Source organism: Pseudoalteromonas sp. S327 (assembly GCF_005886415.1).
Classification (GTDB): Bacteria; Pseudomonadota; Gammaproteobacteria; order Enterobacterales; family Alteromonadaceae; genus Pseudoalteromonas; species Pseudoalteromonas atlantica.
The window spans coordinates 1-15,740 of record NZ_PNDP01000003.1; the positions used below are offsets into that span (position 1 = coordinate 1).

Sequence of the window (15,740 nt, forward strand, 5' to 3'; positions counted from 1 at the left end):
TGAATAGTTGCGTTTGAATAGCTGTATTTAATAAATGCGGCTGATATAACTTTTACTTAGTTAAAGCCAGTTAGTGCTTTAAAATCGAACTGCTGAACAATGCGTCACTGCTACGCTTAGTATAAATACCTGACTAGTAAAAGCCTCATAAAATTAGCTAATTAGTATGGTGTTCAGCCAGTTATTTACTAATGTCTTTTCGATATTTTGTTATACCGCTGGCTATTTCTTTCCACCAGTTGTTAGCCCCAAAATGCAAAAACTTATACTTAGTTGGTTTAACTCTGCCTGCGTTTGCAATTATTAACTTTGATAACTGCTCAATATCATAGCCAGTCCACTCAGGTATTGGCTGTGCAAAATTCTGATTAACAGCAGGGTAAACCTCATTCCAGTAGATATACTCTAATTCTAAAATTGAATACTTAGATTTAGCACACGTAGCTATAGCGTTTTCTAGCTCATCAGATGGCTCAATATCCATCCAAAACATTTGCAACGCATCCCAAATAGGTTTTCTATCTTCTGAATCTAATCGTGGATTATCCATAAGCCACTAACGCCTTGTAAAGTTTAAAAATAAAACCTGCCATTAATAACAAAGTGAACTATTTTCTGTGTTCAGCTATTTAAGTATGCTTGTTATTGCTACAGGTTAAATAGCTTTTCGCATTTTATTTAATAACTCGTAGCATGCTTTATACAACAGTATTTCCATGTCTTTTGTATGATACAAAGGGCCCCAGCGAAAGAATCCTCTTAAGCTAAACTGTTTGGCAATAAATTCGCGCCATGTAATAGACTTAGAAACACTAAACGTCTTAATCGTCTTGTTGTGCTCAATGTTATACAAGCGCGACACTAATTTAACTTTTGGTCGCCAAAAAAGCGGAATAATAGCAGTATCAAAGTCCACAGTGAATGCATCGCCACCATGCAAAGTAACTATAACCACATCTAAACCAATATCTGACTTTTTGGGCTCTTTAATAGACGAAATACTATGAAGGCAAAATACCTCTTCAAGCTTCTGGTACATATGATCTTCAATTGAATCGCCCGTCATATAAAAAGACGACTCTATTTTAGAAAAGTGGCTGTTATTAACCACAGCTAACGATCCCAAATAAACATTGGGCTTTTCAGCGCTAAACCAATCAAATAGCAAATTCAAACTCCTTTTTACTTATGCCAAATAAATAGGCTGTAAGATTGTTGGTTAAGGTTAGAGTGAGAAAGCAAAACCAGCAGCTTAGGTTCTACTTAACAATTTTTTATTACGCTAAATTTTTTACTACGTAATTGAACACCAAATAACGTACCTAATAAAACAGCGATTACATGCAGCAAAGCAGAAATTAAATATGTTAAAGGCTCCATTGTTATTTCTAACAGTATATATAGTAAGGCACCGACACTTAAGTTAATAAACAATTAAAGAGGCACCAAACCCGAAGACGTAATGAGTATAAATGTATGATGTGCTTTGAGTCATCTCATCAAAGCAAACAATCTGTGTTGCTATTGTTGATAAAGCAACTAGCAATAAATACAAGCCTACTGAAAAGAGTAAACCCCTAGAGTATTTCAAGATAATCCTTTAGCAATATAATTAGGCTGTAGATTTAAATGCTAACGCCGCGTTAAGCGGACTAAAATTGTTGGTTATAATGTGGAGCGAAGCGGAGGCTAACCAATTATTTTAGTTCCGTTTAAACGCCTTGTTAGCCAATAATTATTTAAACTCTATAAACATTTCAGTCTTTAAAAAGTCTGGGTATCTTGGTATTTGATACTTATCAAAGATTTCTTCCCAGTTTGAAAATGAATAAAATAGAAACATCATTAATAATTCATTTTCACCATTGGGCTTTTCAATGATAAAAGAGTCACGGCTCTGTGTATTCGAACTATATTGACCATCAGGGGTGATAGTAACCAATTCATCTTTAATTTCGTTTACCTTCGAGACGGTACTGGTTTTTTCTGTCCCGAGACCAAAATGCTTGGAAGAATTGGCTATGTCTCTACACCACTGTAGTCTTTCATAGTTATTACAAACTTCATGAAATTCATTTTTAGGAATTGAAAGATATTTGATACACCAATCTCTTAATGAATGTGCCGTTATACAGTAATTGAAAAGATGATCAGCACTATCTTCTTTAGAGTCTGTAATCCAAGCTCTTCTTCCCTCTCTAGCAAGCTTTAAGAAAAGATCTTTCGGTTCTTGATAAAAGCTTATGACAGACACACTACCTCCGGTTGGCTAACAGTTTATTGAACACCAATTTGAGGGTTTATAACTCCCCAAAACGGCGCATATTACATTGCTCAATAATTCCACTAAATAACTGTAATGTAAACAAGCAATTAGACAGTAGTGAAAAAGCCTTTGTTATTTTGCACCAAAACGACTTTTAATAATGTTATTGGACAACGTCACAATAGCTGTTTATATGCACAGTTTACTCTAAAGGTAAATTTTGCCTTTGTGCATTTAGCACGTATGAGTTAAAGCATTGGCGAGATAAGCGAGCCTTAACATAATAATGAAACAGGCCCGCTGGAGTGTTTATGATAAAACGAATTGGTTAGTGATTTACTTTACATCAAAGTTCACATGATCAAAGTAAGGGTTACTCTCACGCGCTTTAAGTAGACTAATTGTAGTGAGCACAATAAGCTTTAGCTCGCCATTTACGTTAATGGCAATGCACTCTTGTTTGAGTGCATTGCGTTTTGTATCAGTTGCTACACCACATACACTATCACCATTTTTTAAAATAAGCTCAACGCTTAAATGGTGCATACAGGCAATTTCGATGTAATCGTAATGGTTGCAACTGATCATAACGTCCTCTTTATATATTATTTAGCAGGTTTAAGTAGCATTAAAGTGGCAATAACAATTAAGTTACCTACATACCATAAATCTTTAATTACAAATTGCCCTAAACGCTCTAATAACGTGCTTGAGCTAAACGCGCCGTTTGCGGTAATTAAAAATGTTTGGGTCATTAAAAATACACTTAAACACGCTAAGCCACTAACTATAATGAGCTTTTTATTGTTAAGTAAAATGCCCGCACCAAGTAGTACAGCAAATAATACATCAAACCCACCAATGATATTTGATGCGCCTTGTACGCTAAATACCGTGTATAACCACGACATAAAAGGTGAGGTTTCTACTAGGCCTACAATGGCTTTGGCTTCAAACTCATAAAATTTCATGCCGCCAATCCACAGTAACACCATAGCAACCGGTATAAAGTTTAAAAGTACGTGTTGTTTGTCTGTTAGCTTATTTTTATAAAACAAAAATAAATACAAAGGGATAACAGCAAAGTATTTAATAATGCCTTGCCCACTGCCAATAATTGGAAAGCCGCCTAACTGTGCCATCCAGCGGTTACTGGCAAATAAGGTAAGTAAAGGCACTATGCTAACTACTAACGCGAGTATAAGTGCAGGCATCGGCTTTATTAATTTTAAATGCGCAGCTAAGGTTGCTGCTGCCAACGCAATCATAGCGCTGCCTGTGAGCAAACCTAATGTATTGTTACTTAGTAAGGTATCAAGTTCATAAAAACTAAAGGTAGCTGAGAGTGTGTTTGGATTTGCACCTAAAGCAAACGATACACCAAGTAATGCAAAGCTAAGTGTAAGTAAAAAGGTGAGTGCGTTATTTGTGTGTGTTATGTTCATTGTGTGCCCATTAAATCTGTAATGGCTAATAAAGACCTAATTTTTACAAAAAGTGATTCAACTAAAGTTAAATTTTTTAATACAAGGAAGGACATTTTGGTTTTTACGTTTACAAAAGCCACGCGTGAAAAGAGGTTTAACCTGAGCTTTGGTTAAGAGATTTAGATATAGTTGGTTAGTAATGTTACTGGGTCTGTTTTCTCTAGCTAGAAATTTTAAGTGAAAACAAGGCGAATTTGCGCGTCAATAGCTAGCCTATTGCAAGTAAATTCAACGCAGTTAGCGCTAAAAATAGCTGCTTGAGATAGATTTATTAGCCAAGGCTCAGGTTATTAATTAAGTCTTAGAAAACTTACTATGGTAGAGCACCTCGAGGTGGCCGGCTTATTTTTAACTGAGCAACAGCATAATGAAAGGGTTGACGAGCAATACGATTGCTCTCATCTTATACAGCTTAATGGTGATACTATAGGTACGCTAAAGTACAAAATATGGGGTAGCCACATTGAAATAATGCAATTACAAATACACCCCAACCATCAAAATAAAGGCTACGGCAGAGGCGTTATTGAGCAAGTAATTAAAACTGCACAGTTAAAGCCTATCAAACTAACAGTACTTAAAAACAACCCTGCTAAAACACTTTATACTCGACTAGGCTTTAAGATCACTGGGGAAGATAACTATGAGTACCATATGCAAACTCAGCCTATAAATAACTAAGAGCTACTCTCTTTGATCTTTAAAATCTTTTTTTCTGAAAATGGTTAGGTGCCAGCCCCATTTAAGCGAGCCTAATCTTAAAAATACAGTGGTAAAAAGTGAGCCTAAAATACACCAAATGTAATCGACTTCTATGGTAAACAGCGCAGCATAAACTAGGCCGCCTACTAAACAGGCTGAAGCATAGGGCTCGTTTCGCATAACTGAGGGTACTTCGCGGCAAATTACATCTCGTATTAGGCCGCCAAAAATCCCTGTGGTGATCCCCATTGTTATCGCTATTACCATACCTGTACCGCTTATTAAGGCTTTTTCTATCCCCATAATATTAAATAATGCCATACCTATAGCATCGACTAATAAAAAGTAATAGTTATTTACATGAGGTAAGTAACGCACAAAAAATATGGTGACAATAATAGCGGCGTAAGTTGAGTATAAATACTCAGGCGTAGCTATCCAAAATATAGGTTTATCTAAAAGTATGTCTCTTAGCGTGCCGCCACCTAAAGCTGTAACAGTTGCGACCACCACTACCCCAAAACCACTTATGTTTTTTTCGTAGCCTAGCAGTGCTCCTGCAACCGCAAAAAAAGCCACTCCGAGCAGCCCCAGCACCATAAAGTATTCAGCAGTCATGTGCATTCCCTTTTAAATTTTATACATTGGTGTATCAATTTATATGCCAGATGTAATTAGCAAAAGCCAAAAGCGAGGATTAAAAGTACATTTAAAAACAATGGGTTAATAAATTTTTGATAAAATTAATGATGGGTTATTGTGATATGCGATATTTAAAAAGGTAATTATTTTAAAAGTGAGTAGTTTTTACACATTTTTTATAAGTAGGACTGTAAATTAAATTATTGCGATTAACCCATTCATAATAAGCTAAATAGCCAACAAAAAGAGACTCTAAAATTAATAGGCTTATACCCTTCCAACTTGCAGAATCTAGGTATATAAAAATGAAACAGATGCAAATCAATGTCCAAAATGTGTTAGCTAAAGCTAATAATTTAATGATCAAAAAGCTTCTTTTTCTTTTAGAAGCCAACAATAATGCCAGCGCACCATAAAGCATATTAGCTGCTGTAATAAATTGAAGGACATATAGAGGTAAAGAATAAACTTCGTGAAACCATCCTTGTAAACTAAACAACGTTAAACCTGCAAGTAGCCCTGCGACACCGTCAAGAAAGAGTATGTCGAATTTTTTATATGTAACCACTTTTAGTATCTTTCAGCTTTTAGTTGAGCTGCCTTTTTTAGTGCCCACCAGCCAATTATTTGGCTCATTAGTATACGTACGGGAAAGTAAATAACGGCTGGAATGCCGAATAACCAATTAGCAAAGCTTTGCGGCATGACATAAAAAGCAACCTGCTTCACCCAATATCTAATACCAACCCGCAATAATACTTAATCATTTTTAGGGGCTAAACGTGTCGCTATCTGCGTTAAAAAATTCTCATTTAGAATAACTAAATAACGAATTTTTTGCCTAGCTATCAACACGTTTATCTATCCTCAAAATAGATCACTTAATTAAGCGGATTGGTATAAACTCTACATACTGCGCTAAAAAATCATTAAGTGATAAGCTCAAAAGTGCTAAATTATTACTTATTAAAACCCATAGTGCATACAAGCCAAGCAGGCCATCGCCCACACTACCAATATAAGATGAGTAACCAATAAATAATAACAAGCCGCGCATGGTAAGTCCCTGTTAGCTGTATCGTTAAGTTAAATAATAAACTCGCTTAGTTAATTGCACCATTTAGCTTTTAGCTTTTAGCTTTTAGCTTTTAGCTTTTTGAGCAGAAAAAATGGCGCTAAAAAGCGCCATTCAAAAAACAATTAAATTAAAGCGCTAGGCTTAAAATTTTCTTCGCTTTAGCTATGTCAATATCGCCATGTTCGCCAAGGGCTGTCATGCCGTTACGCTCAAGGTTGTTGGCAACGGCTTCAACCGCGTCTTCACCTAGGTCGTAATCGCCAAGTTTTGTTTTAATGCCCATTTGCTCAAAAAAGTCTTGAGTATGTTTAATGGTTGCATCAATCAGCTCGTTTTTGTCTTGCATATCAAGGCCAAATACACGCTCACCTAACTGAATAATTTTAGCGCGTTTTTGCTCTTGCTGAACAAACATTAGCGGTGGTAATACAATTGCAAGTGTTACAGCGTGATCTAAGCTATAAAGCGCTGTTAGCTCGTGGCCAATCATATGCGTAGACCAATCTTGCGGTACGCCTTGGCCAATTAAGCCATTTAGTGCCATCGTTGCCGACCACATTACGTTTGCACGAACATCGTACTCTTCTGGGTTTTCAAGGGCTTTAGGGCCTTGCTCAATTAGCGTAGATAAAATGCCTTCTGCAAAACGGTCTTGCAGTGGCGCATTAACTGGGTACGTTAAGTATTGCTCAATAACATGTACAAACGCATCAACTACACCGTTAGAAATTTGGCGAGTTGGCAGTGAGAATGTATACGTAGGATCAAGCACAGCAAATTGCGGTTGTACAATTGGCGTACCAAAGGCACGTTTTTGCTGGGTTTCTTTACGGGTAACAACCGAGTTACCGTTGCTTTCTGAGCCAGTAGCCGGAAGCGTTAATACCGCGCCAATAGGTAATGCGCTTTTTACTTCTGCGCCATTAACTAAAATATCCCAGCCGTCGCCTTCGTATTTTGCTGCTGCCGCTACGTATTTAGCGCCGTCGATAACACTACCGCCGCCTACAGCTAATATAAAGCTAACGTTTTGCTCTTTCACAATTTCTACAGCTTTTGAAAGTGTTTCGTAAGTTGGGTTTGGCTCAACTCCCGAAAACTCCACAAAGTCCACACCTTCAAGTGCATTTACTACATCGTCATATACGCCGTTCTTTTTGATCGAACCGCCACCGTATAAAAACATGACCTTGCCTTGGCTTGGTACGCGGCTTGCGATCTCATTAATTTGATCTTTGCCGAATAAAATCTCGGTGCGGTTTTTAAATGCAAAATTTAACATATTTGTACTCTACTTGGTTACGGGGCTCAGCCCCTAGTGCTCATTGCTTTATAAAATGGGAATTAATAGTTAACTTTCAAGTAATTAATTACCTATTTTATAAATTAAATATGAAAATGTTTAATGTCTAACTGAACGAGCGCAAGTGTACGCGCACTTTACAATAAGTAGAATTCAGTTAATCTTGCTTTACCCATCGGATTTCTGATACCTAATGTTTTATGTCTTATTTTGTACAATTACGCACCTTTGTTGAGGTATATCGTTGTAAAAACATCTCTCGGGCTGCTAAAAATTTGGGGCTTTCGCAACCAGCTGCAACCGCGCATATACAAACAATGGAGTCGGTGGTAGGTAAATCGTTATTTGAGCGGCGTCACCGAGGCGTAGAACCAAGTAATGCCGCCCACGATTTAGCAGGCCAAGTGGCAAATCACCTTGATGCTATAGAGCAAAAAGTCGCCTCTGTACGCACCCGTTCTAACGATGTGAGCGGAACGATTACACTGGCTGGGCCCGCCGAATATATTAGTTATGTTGCCTCAGCACAGCTGGCAAATTTGTTACAAGCAGGCAATGTTGATGTGGTCGTGCTGCCTGGTAATCGTGAGCAAATTTATTCAGCGCTTGATACTGGCGTTGCCGATATGGCTATTACAGCCTCCCTGCCCGATAACAAAATTTACGACTTTGAAGTGCTCGACAGCGAAGAGCTAGTACTGGTGGCGCACCGTTTATTAGCGCAAAGCTTAGAGGGGCAAACCATTACGCCAGCACTTTTAAATACGCTGCCGGTGGTCAGTTACGACAGTCAATTACCGCTTATACGCCAGTATTTTGATATTGTATTTAAGCAAAGCTGTACGTCAAAAATAATTGCCCGCTGCCCCGACATACGCGCGCTCGCCGGCATAGTAAGAACTGGTGTAGGCTATACCGTGCTGCCTGATTATATATGTCATGACGATATTCAATCGGGTAGGTTAATTAAACTTGGTCCGCAAGGGCCGGAAAACAATTTGTACTTAGCGTGGCGTAAAGGGGCGCTTGCCCACCCACGGCTTAATTATGCCCGCGATGTGTTAATGGCTTTTTCTAATATTAATAAATACGCAAAATAGTTTTTTAACTTATACCAATCCGCATAATTAAGTGATCTATTTTGAGGATGGGTAAACGTGATGATAGCAAGGCAAAAAATTCGCTATTTAGTTGTTCTAAATGAGAATTTTTTAACGCAGATAGCGACACGTTTAGCCCCTGAAAATCATTATGTATTATTACGGATTGGTATTGAACGCTGGTTATTTAATAAAATAGCCAACCGCGCGCCATTGCCCACTGCTTTTACTTAATGTAAGGGTTTCCACCGCAAGCCTTGCTGAAAATTGCGTTTTAAATTGCACAATAAGGTATTTACCTTGCGGGGCACCAGGTAAAGATGAGTAAGCATTAGCACTTATTTGTTCTCGCGTAGCCACTTTACCTAGTGGCGCACGCACTGTGTTTAGGGCGCTTTTCCAGTTTGCTTTACTTAATTGCGATTTAAATAACGCATCGGCTTGTTGCCAACTTTTTGTGTATTCACCCGCATCAATTAACTGTAACCAGTTTATTGCTACGGGCATATTTTTAGTGGTTTCGGCCCACACTGAGCAGCTTATAAACAAGCATAAAATTAAAATGAGGGGTTTCATCATTCTTCCTTTTAATCTGGCGTTAAAAGTAAATATAGATACTCCAAATTACAACACATTGGTTAAATGGTTAACCCCTAATATTAAAAACTTTTGCAAATAAGTGCCTTACTCTCCTTTAATTTTTAAAACCTGCGCGTAAGTGCAATCGCTCAACATAGAAAAACCATGCGAGGCTTGCTCTTGGCCTATTACAAATGGATGCGCCGCCTCGGGGGCTCTATTTTTAAGTTGCTTTATGCGCTCATACGAACCATCGCGTTTAGGGTGGTTTGATATAAACACATCTACACCGGCCTGCATTGCCACATTGCCAAAACGTTTAGCGGCAACACTGTAAGCGCTAATTCGCTCAATATCAGGCCCATAGTTTAGCCCAGTCCCTCCCCACAGGCTTAGCATATGTTTTTTGCCGTTATCGTATACTGGGAACAACAACGAAATAGTGCCAGGGGTGTGTCCAGGCGTTAAATGAACGCCAATGCTGGTATCGCCAAGCGTAATTGTATCTGCCTCTTTTGTGCTTATATCTCTTGTTGGCCGTTTGCCCCAACGTGGGCTTTCAAAATCAAGCTTTGGTTGTTCTAAGCGTCGCCACTCAACCTCACTCATTACAACACGCGGTTTGTATTTATTAACTAAGTACTCTTGCCCACCGTAATGATCACCATGCCCATGGCTAATAATTAAATACTTAATATCTTCGGGGTTTAAGCCTAGTGTGAGCAAACCTTTTTCAATGTAATTTTTAGCTTGTTCGTTGTTATTTAGCGCATCAATAACAATAAGCCCTTGTGATGTTTTAACTACCCAACTTGCCACTCCACCAGTACCTACATAATAAAGGTTGTCAAACACTTGTGTAGGTTCAATCGTTGATGAGCGCCGTTTACTACCCAACTTTTTACTGCGCTTTTTACCTTCATTATTAGTGCGAACACGCTTTGTTAAATCACGTAACGGGTTTTGTATATCGCATAGGCTTGTTAACCCCGGAAACTCATCAGCGTACTGCATGCCTTTTTCGACATAATCTTGCGCTGTTAATTGTGTATTTTGCGCAATAGCCGGGTACGTAGCTAAAAAGCTAAGTACCACAGCAGATAATATAAATTTTGGCATAAAAACCCCTTATAGTTTTGTATCTATAGCTAGCCAGTAGCGTCGGCCATCTTCTACATAGCCGTATTCATCGTAGCTGGTTGCTTTATCAAATATATTGTAAATACCAAACATAACTTTAACGTTACCGTTTACTTGCCACGCACTGCCTATATCTGCTGTTGCAATAGAAGGGGCTGAGGTTAAACGGCTAGTTATAGAGGCTGCTTCGGTTTCTTTACCGCGGTAATTAGCACGTGCCCACGTATTAATATTATCGCTTACATCCCAGTTAATATTTAGCGTTGCTAAATGTTTAGGTATTTGCGTAAGTGGCTGGCCTTTATTGTCGCCACTGCGTTGCTCAGAAAACGTATAGCTGTAGCTAGTTGCAAGAGTAATATCTGCACTTAACATTGTTTCTATATTTAGCTCAGCCCCATAAGTCACCGCTTTATCAATATTGATGTTATAGCGGTCGGTTTCATCACCACACACTGTGATAGGACATAAAACGGTGTTAATTTTGTCTTCAAAGCTATTATGAAAAACCGTGATATTAGTTTGAAAATCACTGTTAGCATAATACACAGCCGCTTCTTTACTGACGGATGTTTCGGGCTCTAGGTCACCATTTCCATATAAGTCGCCACCGCGGCTGCTTTGGATCCAATTAGGGCTAAGCTCGCGTAAATCTGGCGCTCTGTAACCGGTAGCTACGCCCGATTTAAAGGTCCATGCCTCATTAATATTCCAAACTCCGTATAGGCGTGGACTCAAGTGCGGATCAAACTGCTCGTTATCATCAACTCGTAAACCCGTGGTAATGGTAAAATCGGGGTGTAAGCTCCACTCATCTTCAGCAAATAGCGACCATTGTTTGTTATCGATTTTAGTAATAGTGGCTGCGTTTGTTGTTTTGTCATCAAGCTTTTCTTGTTCAAATGCGCCGCCTAATGTTACATGGTGGTTTTCAAGTGCAATTGACCACTGCGTATTTGCTAAGGTATTTTCGATGGTTATTTCACGGCCTTCGTTTTCAACCGACTCTTGTTGAATATACGAATGCGCAGCGCCCCAACTATAGCTACCTTTATGTGCTAACGACCACGTGCTGCGGTTATTGTTCGTTTCGCTAGAGCTATTTCGATTAGGTAACGATAGCCCCGAGGTAGAAATACGTTTTTGATCGTGTTCGCTGTATTCAAGCGATATCACATCGTGCTGCGTGGCTGTTAAATGCAGTGTACCACTGTAACTTGTCAGCTCTTTTTCACCGTAACCGCGCTCAATTTCATCTTCTTCACGCTCTTGGTAAAGAGCCGAAAGGTTAACGCTTAATAAATCTTTTATTAATGGCCCCGCTGCATATATTTGCCCTTGGTATTCATCACCCGAATTACTGTTTTCTTGCTGTGTGGTTTCTAGGCGAACATTAGCATGCCAATTGTCGTAATTTTTACGGGTTATAACATTAATAACGCCGCCAATTGCATCCGACCCATACAACGTAGACATAGGCCCACGCACAACTTCAATACGTTCAATAGCGTCTAGTGGTGGCAGCCAATCTTGCTCAAAGCCACCGCTGCCGCTTGGTTGTGATTCACGCCCTGACTGCTTTTTACCGTCTACCAAAATAGCAGTGTACTGCGCTGGCATGCCACGCACGCTTATATCTTGTCGCGAGCCACCACCGGTGACCGTAACCCCTGCAACATCGTTAAGTGCATCGGTTAAGTCTTTATAAGCGCGGTTTTCTAGCTGCTTTTTGCTAATTAAGGTAATAGAAGCTGGCGCTTGCGCTAAGGTTTGTTCAAAGCCTGAGGCGGTTACTACTATTGTTTCTATATCATTGTTAGCGTTAGCCAAAGTGTAAAATGGCGCAACAGCAATTAGAGGCAGAGCTAAAGTATTTTTCAGAGTCATTACGTGGTATTTAATTAGTTATTTTGCGTAATGATAACAATTATCAATAACTTCGGCAATTAACATTTCATTAATTTACAATAAAGCTTAATCAATTAAGCTGCAGTTACTCCAGTGCCATTATTAACAATAAGCCAATTTTATTGCGTTTATTGTACAAAAAAGGCTGCATTAACTAGCAGCCTTTTTGTATTCTGTATCGCTTAAGGTTTTAAAAATGCCATTTAACCATCAAATTTGGGTTGTGCTCTGTTTGACCATCTACACCAAACTTATTTTTCCAATATACGTATTCTATACCTACATCAAGGCGACCTGTGTCTAGGCCAAGCATAGGAGCAATGTTGTATTTAAGTTGTGAGGTAAAGTTAAAACCGCCTTCACTTTTACCAAACATAGTGTCGGTACTGTCAACAATATCTAAAAAGCCATCGTATCTAAAGTTACCCTTGTTATAGCCCCACGTTACGGTTATTTGGTTGTTATCTTCACGCTCTATGCCAATATCGTCCTGAAAACGACGGTAATAAGCCACATTAAAGTATTGAAACCCTGGTACATCTAACGATACGCCGCCACCTAATAAGTAGTTATTTTGATCGGTATCGCCCGAGCCATATTCTGTTTGTAGGCCTAAAAACACCTCTTTAACAAAACTGTTTTGTGGCTTGTAAAGCGTTGGGTTTATGTTTAGTTCTCCGTATACTTCATCTGGGTTACTTAATCTATCCATAAAAAAGAAGGTACCGCCCCATGTATGCCCCGATGCATGCTCAATGGTTACTACGCTTCTGTCATCTTCCTCCCCCGAGAACGGCTCGAGGTAATCGGCGCCGGTCATGGCGGTTATACTAAAATCTGACCACAGCTCTTTTGCCGACACGCTACTTGAACACACCGCGATAGCACTGACTAAGGCTAATTTTTTAATTGTTGTAATTTTCATTGTTAATCCCTTTGTTATAATTTTATTAGTCTAGTTAAGATGATCTGTACTTGCTGAATAATTTTCTGGTAAAACAAGCGTCATAACGATGGCGGTTAAACCCGATACCGTTACAGCGCTGCCAAAAATAGCGGTTACCAGCTTAGGCGCATTTATAAACATTTCGGGCACAAAGCTAACCCCTAGCCCCATACCTAAGCTCACCGCAATAATAAGTAAGCTACGACGATTTATTTTTTCGCTTGCAAGAATTTTTACCCCTGCGGCTGCCACTGTGCCAAACATGACAAGCGTTGCACCGCCTAGCACTGGTTTAGGAATATTTTGTAGCACGGCACCAATCACCGGAAATAACCCTAAAATAATCAAAATTACACCAATCCACAGGCCAATGTATCTACTTGCTACACCGGTTAACTGAATAACGCCGTTATTTTGGCTAAAAGTAGTATTAGGAAACGTATTAAATGCGGCAGCAATCATTGAGTTAACGCCATCGCCTAAAATACCTCCGCGTATACGCGCTAAATAGCTTGCGCCTTTTACCGGTAATTTAGACACCGCACAATTTGCGGTTATATCGCCTGTGGATTCAATGGCGGTAATTAGGTATAAAAAGCTAAAGGCAATCATGGCGCCAAAATCAATGTTAAAACCATATTTAAAGGGTAATGGCATGGCGATTAAATCAAATTCGCCCATTTTAAATTTGGCTATACCTAAAATAAGTGCAAGTAACCAGCCTACTAACATGGCAACGACTACAGCGGTAAGCCTTACCCACTGATTTTTGCTAGCATTTAGTAATACCACCAGCGCCACCACCGAAAAGCCCACAATTAAGTTGCTTGGTGAGGCAAACTTTTCAGGCATATTAGTTAATAACCATTGCCCGCCGCCTATGTCGGTCATACCTACTTTAATGAGGTAAACCCCAATGGTGGTGATCACCACACCGGTCACTACAGGCTTAATTACTTTGCCAAGCTTTTCTATAAAAAAGCTAATAAATATCTCTACAAAGGCTGCTAAAAAACACACAGCAAAAATGGTGGCAAGTACTTCATCGATTCCGCCTCCAGTGGCTTTTACGGTAAAACCGGTTGCCAAAATAGTGCCTAAAAACGCAAAGCTGGTGCCTTGTACGCATATAAGCCCTGAGCCAATTGGCCCCACACGGCGAGCCTGAATAAAGGTACCAACCCCCGATACAAACAACGCCATACTAATTAAATACGGTATTTCGCTACCAAGCCCCAACACGCCACCAATAATAAGTGTGGGCGTAATAATACCTACAAAACTTGCCAGTACATGTTGCAGGGCAGCAAAAAAAGATTCGGTCAGCCCTGGTTTATCTTCTACTGCGTAAATTATGTCTTCTGAGATTGCTTCTTGGTTTGACATAGTCAACATCCTTTTAGCGCTTTAATATGGGCAAGGTATACGCCTTGCCCAGGTTTTAATTTAAATACAGTGGCGCTTATTTAAGCTGCCCTTCAACACCCTCTACATAAAAGTCCATACCCAGTAAGGTTTTATCATCAATTGTTTGCCCCGCTTTAGTTACCAGCTCACCTTGCTGATTGTTAATTGGGCCGCTAAATGGATGAAACTCGCCGTTGGCAATTTTGGTTTTAATCGCCTCTATCTCTGCAACAACATTGGCAGGAATGTCTTTACTCAGTGGCGCTAAGCGGGTCATACTGGCATCTATGCCTTTCCATACATTTTGCGATTCCCATTTATCGTCAAGTACTTGCTGCACGCGCTCGGCGTAAAACTCATCCCAATGATGCACTGGCGCCGTAAGGTGCGCTTTTTTACCATAGCCGCTCATATCTGAGTGGTAACCAATCGCGTATATTCCGGCGGCTTCTGCGGCTTGAAGTGGGGCGGGTGAGTCGGTGTGTTGGGTAATAATATCAACACCTTGGTCGATTAAACTGTCGGCAGCTTCGCGCTCTTTACCAGGGTCAAACCAGCTATTAACCCACACTACTTTTACTTTTGCGTTAGGTTTTACTGAGCGCAGGCCTAAAGTAAACGCGTTAATACCGCGTATTACCTCAGGAATAGGAAACGCGGCAATATAGCCAATACTGTCAGATTTACTCATGTGCCCAGCAATAACACCGGTTAAGTAGCGCCCTTCGTAAATACGGTCAAAATAAGTGCCCACATTTTTAGCGCGTTTATAACCTGTTGCATGCTCAAACTTTACATTAGGAAAACGTTTAGCCACTTTAATGGTCGGGTTCATGTAGCCAAACGAGGTGGTAAATATTAAATCGTGCCCGCTTTTGGCTAGTTGTGTAATAACTCGCTCTGCATCGGCGCCCTCTGGCACGCTTTCTACAAAGGTGGTTTTTATTTTTTCGCCAAATTTATCCTCTAGGTAGCGGCGGCTTACATCGTGGGTGTAAGTCCAACCAGCTTCGCCAATCGGGCTTACATATACAAACCCTACTTTTACGCTGTCTTTTGCCATTGCACTCGCGCTTAACCCTAAGCTAAGTGCTACGCCAAGCGCTGTTATTAGTTTTTTCATTGTTATTCTCCGTGTTGTATTTTTAATATCCTGTTGAAGGCTTATTGTTACTCTTTGTA

General features: G+C 39.7%; 17 protein-coding genes. 2 read left to right on the forward strand and 15 right to left on the reverse strand.

From position 1 onward, the window contains the following. Positions 1-181 precede the first annotated feature (181 nt). The 5 genes from CWB60_RS01565 to CWB60_RS01595 form a co-directional block, all read right to left on the reverse strand. Positions 182-550, reverse strand: a complete 369-nt coding sequence (locus CWB60_RS01565) for a DUF7079 family protein (RefSeq protein ID WP_064387087.1) — start codon at positions 548-550, stop codon at positions 182-184. A 105-nt stretch (positions 551-655) separates the two neighbouring features. Then, complete coding sequence (locus tag CWB60_RS01570; protein WP_138579802.1) at positions 656-1,168, reverse strand: hypothetical protein; 513 nt, start codon at positions 1,166-1,168, stop codon at positions 656-658. Positions 1,169-1,735: 567 nt separating this feature from the next. Further along, positions 1,736-2,254 carry a hypothetical protein gene (locus tag CWB60_RS01580; RefSeq protein WP_138579803.1) on the reverse strand — a complete coding sequence of 173 codons (519 nt, stop codon included), beginning with the start codon at positions 2,252-2,254 and terminating at the stop codon, positions 1,736-1,738. Positions 2,255-2,602: 348 nt separating this feature from the next. Then, complete coding sequence (locus tag CWB60_RS01590) at positions 2,603-2,854, reverse strand: Rho-binding antiterminator (RefSeq protein ID WP_004587073.1); 252 nt, start codon at positions 2,852-2,854, stop codon at positions 2,603-2,605. Between the two features lie 17 nt (positions 2,855-2,871). After that, positions 2,872-3,711: a DUF417 family protein gene (locus CWB60_RS01595; RefSeq protein ID WP_138579804.1), complete on the reverse strand. Its 840-nt coding sequence runs from the start codon at positions 3,709-3,711 to the stop codon at positions 2,872-2,874. A 357-nt stretch (positions 3,712-4,068) separates the two neighbouring features. Between CWB60_RS01595 and CWB60_RS01600 the strand changes: the two genes are divergently transcribed. Beyond that, complete coding sequence (locus CWB60_RS01600; RefSeq protein ID WP_138579805.1) at positions 4,069-4,434, forward strand: GNAT family N-acetyltransferase; 366 nt, start codon at positions 4,069-4,071, stop codon at positions 4,432-4,434. A 3-nt stretch (positions 4,435-4,437) separates the two neighbouring features. On the opposite strand, the gene CWB60_RS01605 is transcribed toward CWB60_RS01600, so the two are convergent. From CWB60_RS01605 to CWB60_RS01625, 4 genes are all read right to left on the reverse strand, one after another. Continuing rightward, positions 4,438-5,073 (reverse strand): trimeric intracellular cation channel family protein, encoded by a 636-nt coding sequence (locus CWB60_RS01605; protein ID WP_138579806.1) that lies wholly within the window; start codon positions 5,071-5,073, stop codon positions 4,438-4,440. A gap of 172 nt (positions 5,074-5,245) precedes the next feature. Further along, positions 5,246-5,665 (reverse strand): hypothetical protein, encoded by a 420-nt coding sequence (locus CWB60_RS01610; protein WP_138579807.1) that lies wholly within the window; start codon positions 5,663-5,665, stop codon positions 5,246-5,248. A gap of 309 nt (positions 5,666-5,974) precedes the next feature. Next, positions 5,975-6,154 (reverse strand): hypothetical protein, encoded by a 180-nt coding sequence (locus CWB60_RS01620; protein ID WP_096042782.1) that lies wholly within the window; start codon positions 6,152-6,154, stop codon positions 5,975-5,977. Positions 6,155-6,302: 148 nt separating this feature from the next. Then, positions 6,303-7,457 (reverse strand): iron-containing alcohol dehydrogenase, encoded by a 1,155-nt coding sequence (locus tag CWB60_RS01625; protein ID WP_096042781.1) that lies wholly within the window; start codon positions 7,455-7,457, stop codon positions 6,303-6,305. 221 nt (positions 7,458-7,678) lie between these two features. Between CWB60_RS01625 and CWB60_RS01630 the strand changes: the two genes are divergently transcribed. Continuing rightward, a complete protein-coding gene (locus CWB60_RS01630; protein ID WP_055255486.1) occupies positions 7,679-8,578 on the forward strand; it encodes a LysR family transcriptional regulator in 900 nt (299 codons plus the stop codon). A gap of 183 nt (positions 8,579-8,761) precedes the next feature. Here the strand turns inward: CWB60_RS01630 and CWB60_RS01640 are convergent, their stop codons facing one another. The 6 genes from CWB60_RS01640 to CWB60_RS01665 form a co-directional block, all read right to left on the reverse strand. Further along, positions 8,762-9,154: a DUF4019 domain-containing protein gene (locus tag CWB60_RS01640; RefSeq protein ID WP_096042779.1), complete on the reverse strand. Its 393-nt coding sequence runs from the start codon at positions 9,152-9,154 to the stop codon at positions 8,762-8,764. A gap of 108 nt (positions 9,155-9,262) precedes the next feature. Next, positions 9,263-10,276: an MBL fold metallo-hydrolase gene (locus CWB60_RS01645; RefSeq protein WP_138576527.1), complete on the reverse strand. Its 1,014-nt coding sequence runs from the start codon at positions 10,274-10,276 to the stop codon at positions 9,263-9,265. 9 nt (positions 10,277-10,285) lie between these two features. Beyond that, complete coding sequence (locus tag CWB60_RS01650) at positions 10,286-12,184, reverse strand: TonB-dependent receptor domain-containing protein (protein ID WP_138576529.1); 1,899 nt, start codon at positions 12,182-12,184, stop codon at positions 10,286-10,288. Between the two features lie 211 nt (positions 12,185-12,395). Beyond that, the gene (locus CWB60_RS01655; RefSeq protein WP_004587064.1) at positions 12,396-13,130 is read right to left on the reverse strand and encodes a DUF5020 family protein; all 735 of its coding nucleotides are present in this window, start codon (positions 13,128-13,130) and stop codon (positions 12,396-12,398) included. 30 nt (positions 13,131-13,160) lie between these two features. Continuing rightward, positions 13,161-14,537: a uracil-xanthine permease family protein gene (locus tag CWB60_RS01660; protein ID WP_138576531.1), complete on the reverse strand. Its 1,377-nt coding sequence runs from the start codon at positions 14,535-14,537 to the stop codon at positions 13,161-13,163. Between the two features lie 76 nt (positions 14,538-14,613). After that, positions 14,614-15,681: a BMP family ABC transporter substrate-binding protein gene (locus tag CWB60_RS01665; RefSeq protein ID WP_138576533.1), complete on the reverse strand. Its 1,068-nt coding sequence runs from the start codon at positions 15,679-15,681 to the stop codon at positions 14,614-14,616. Positions 15,682-15,740: the final 59 nt, after the last annotated feature.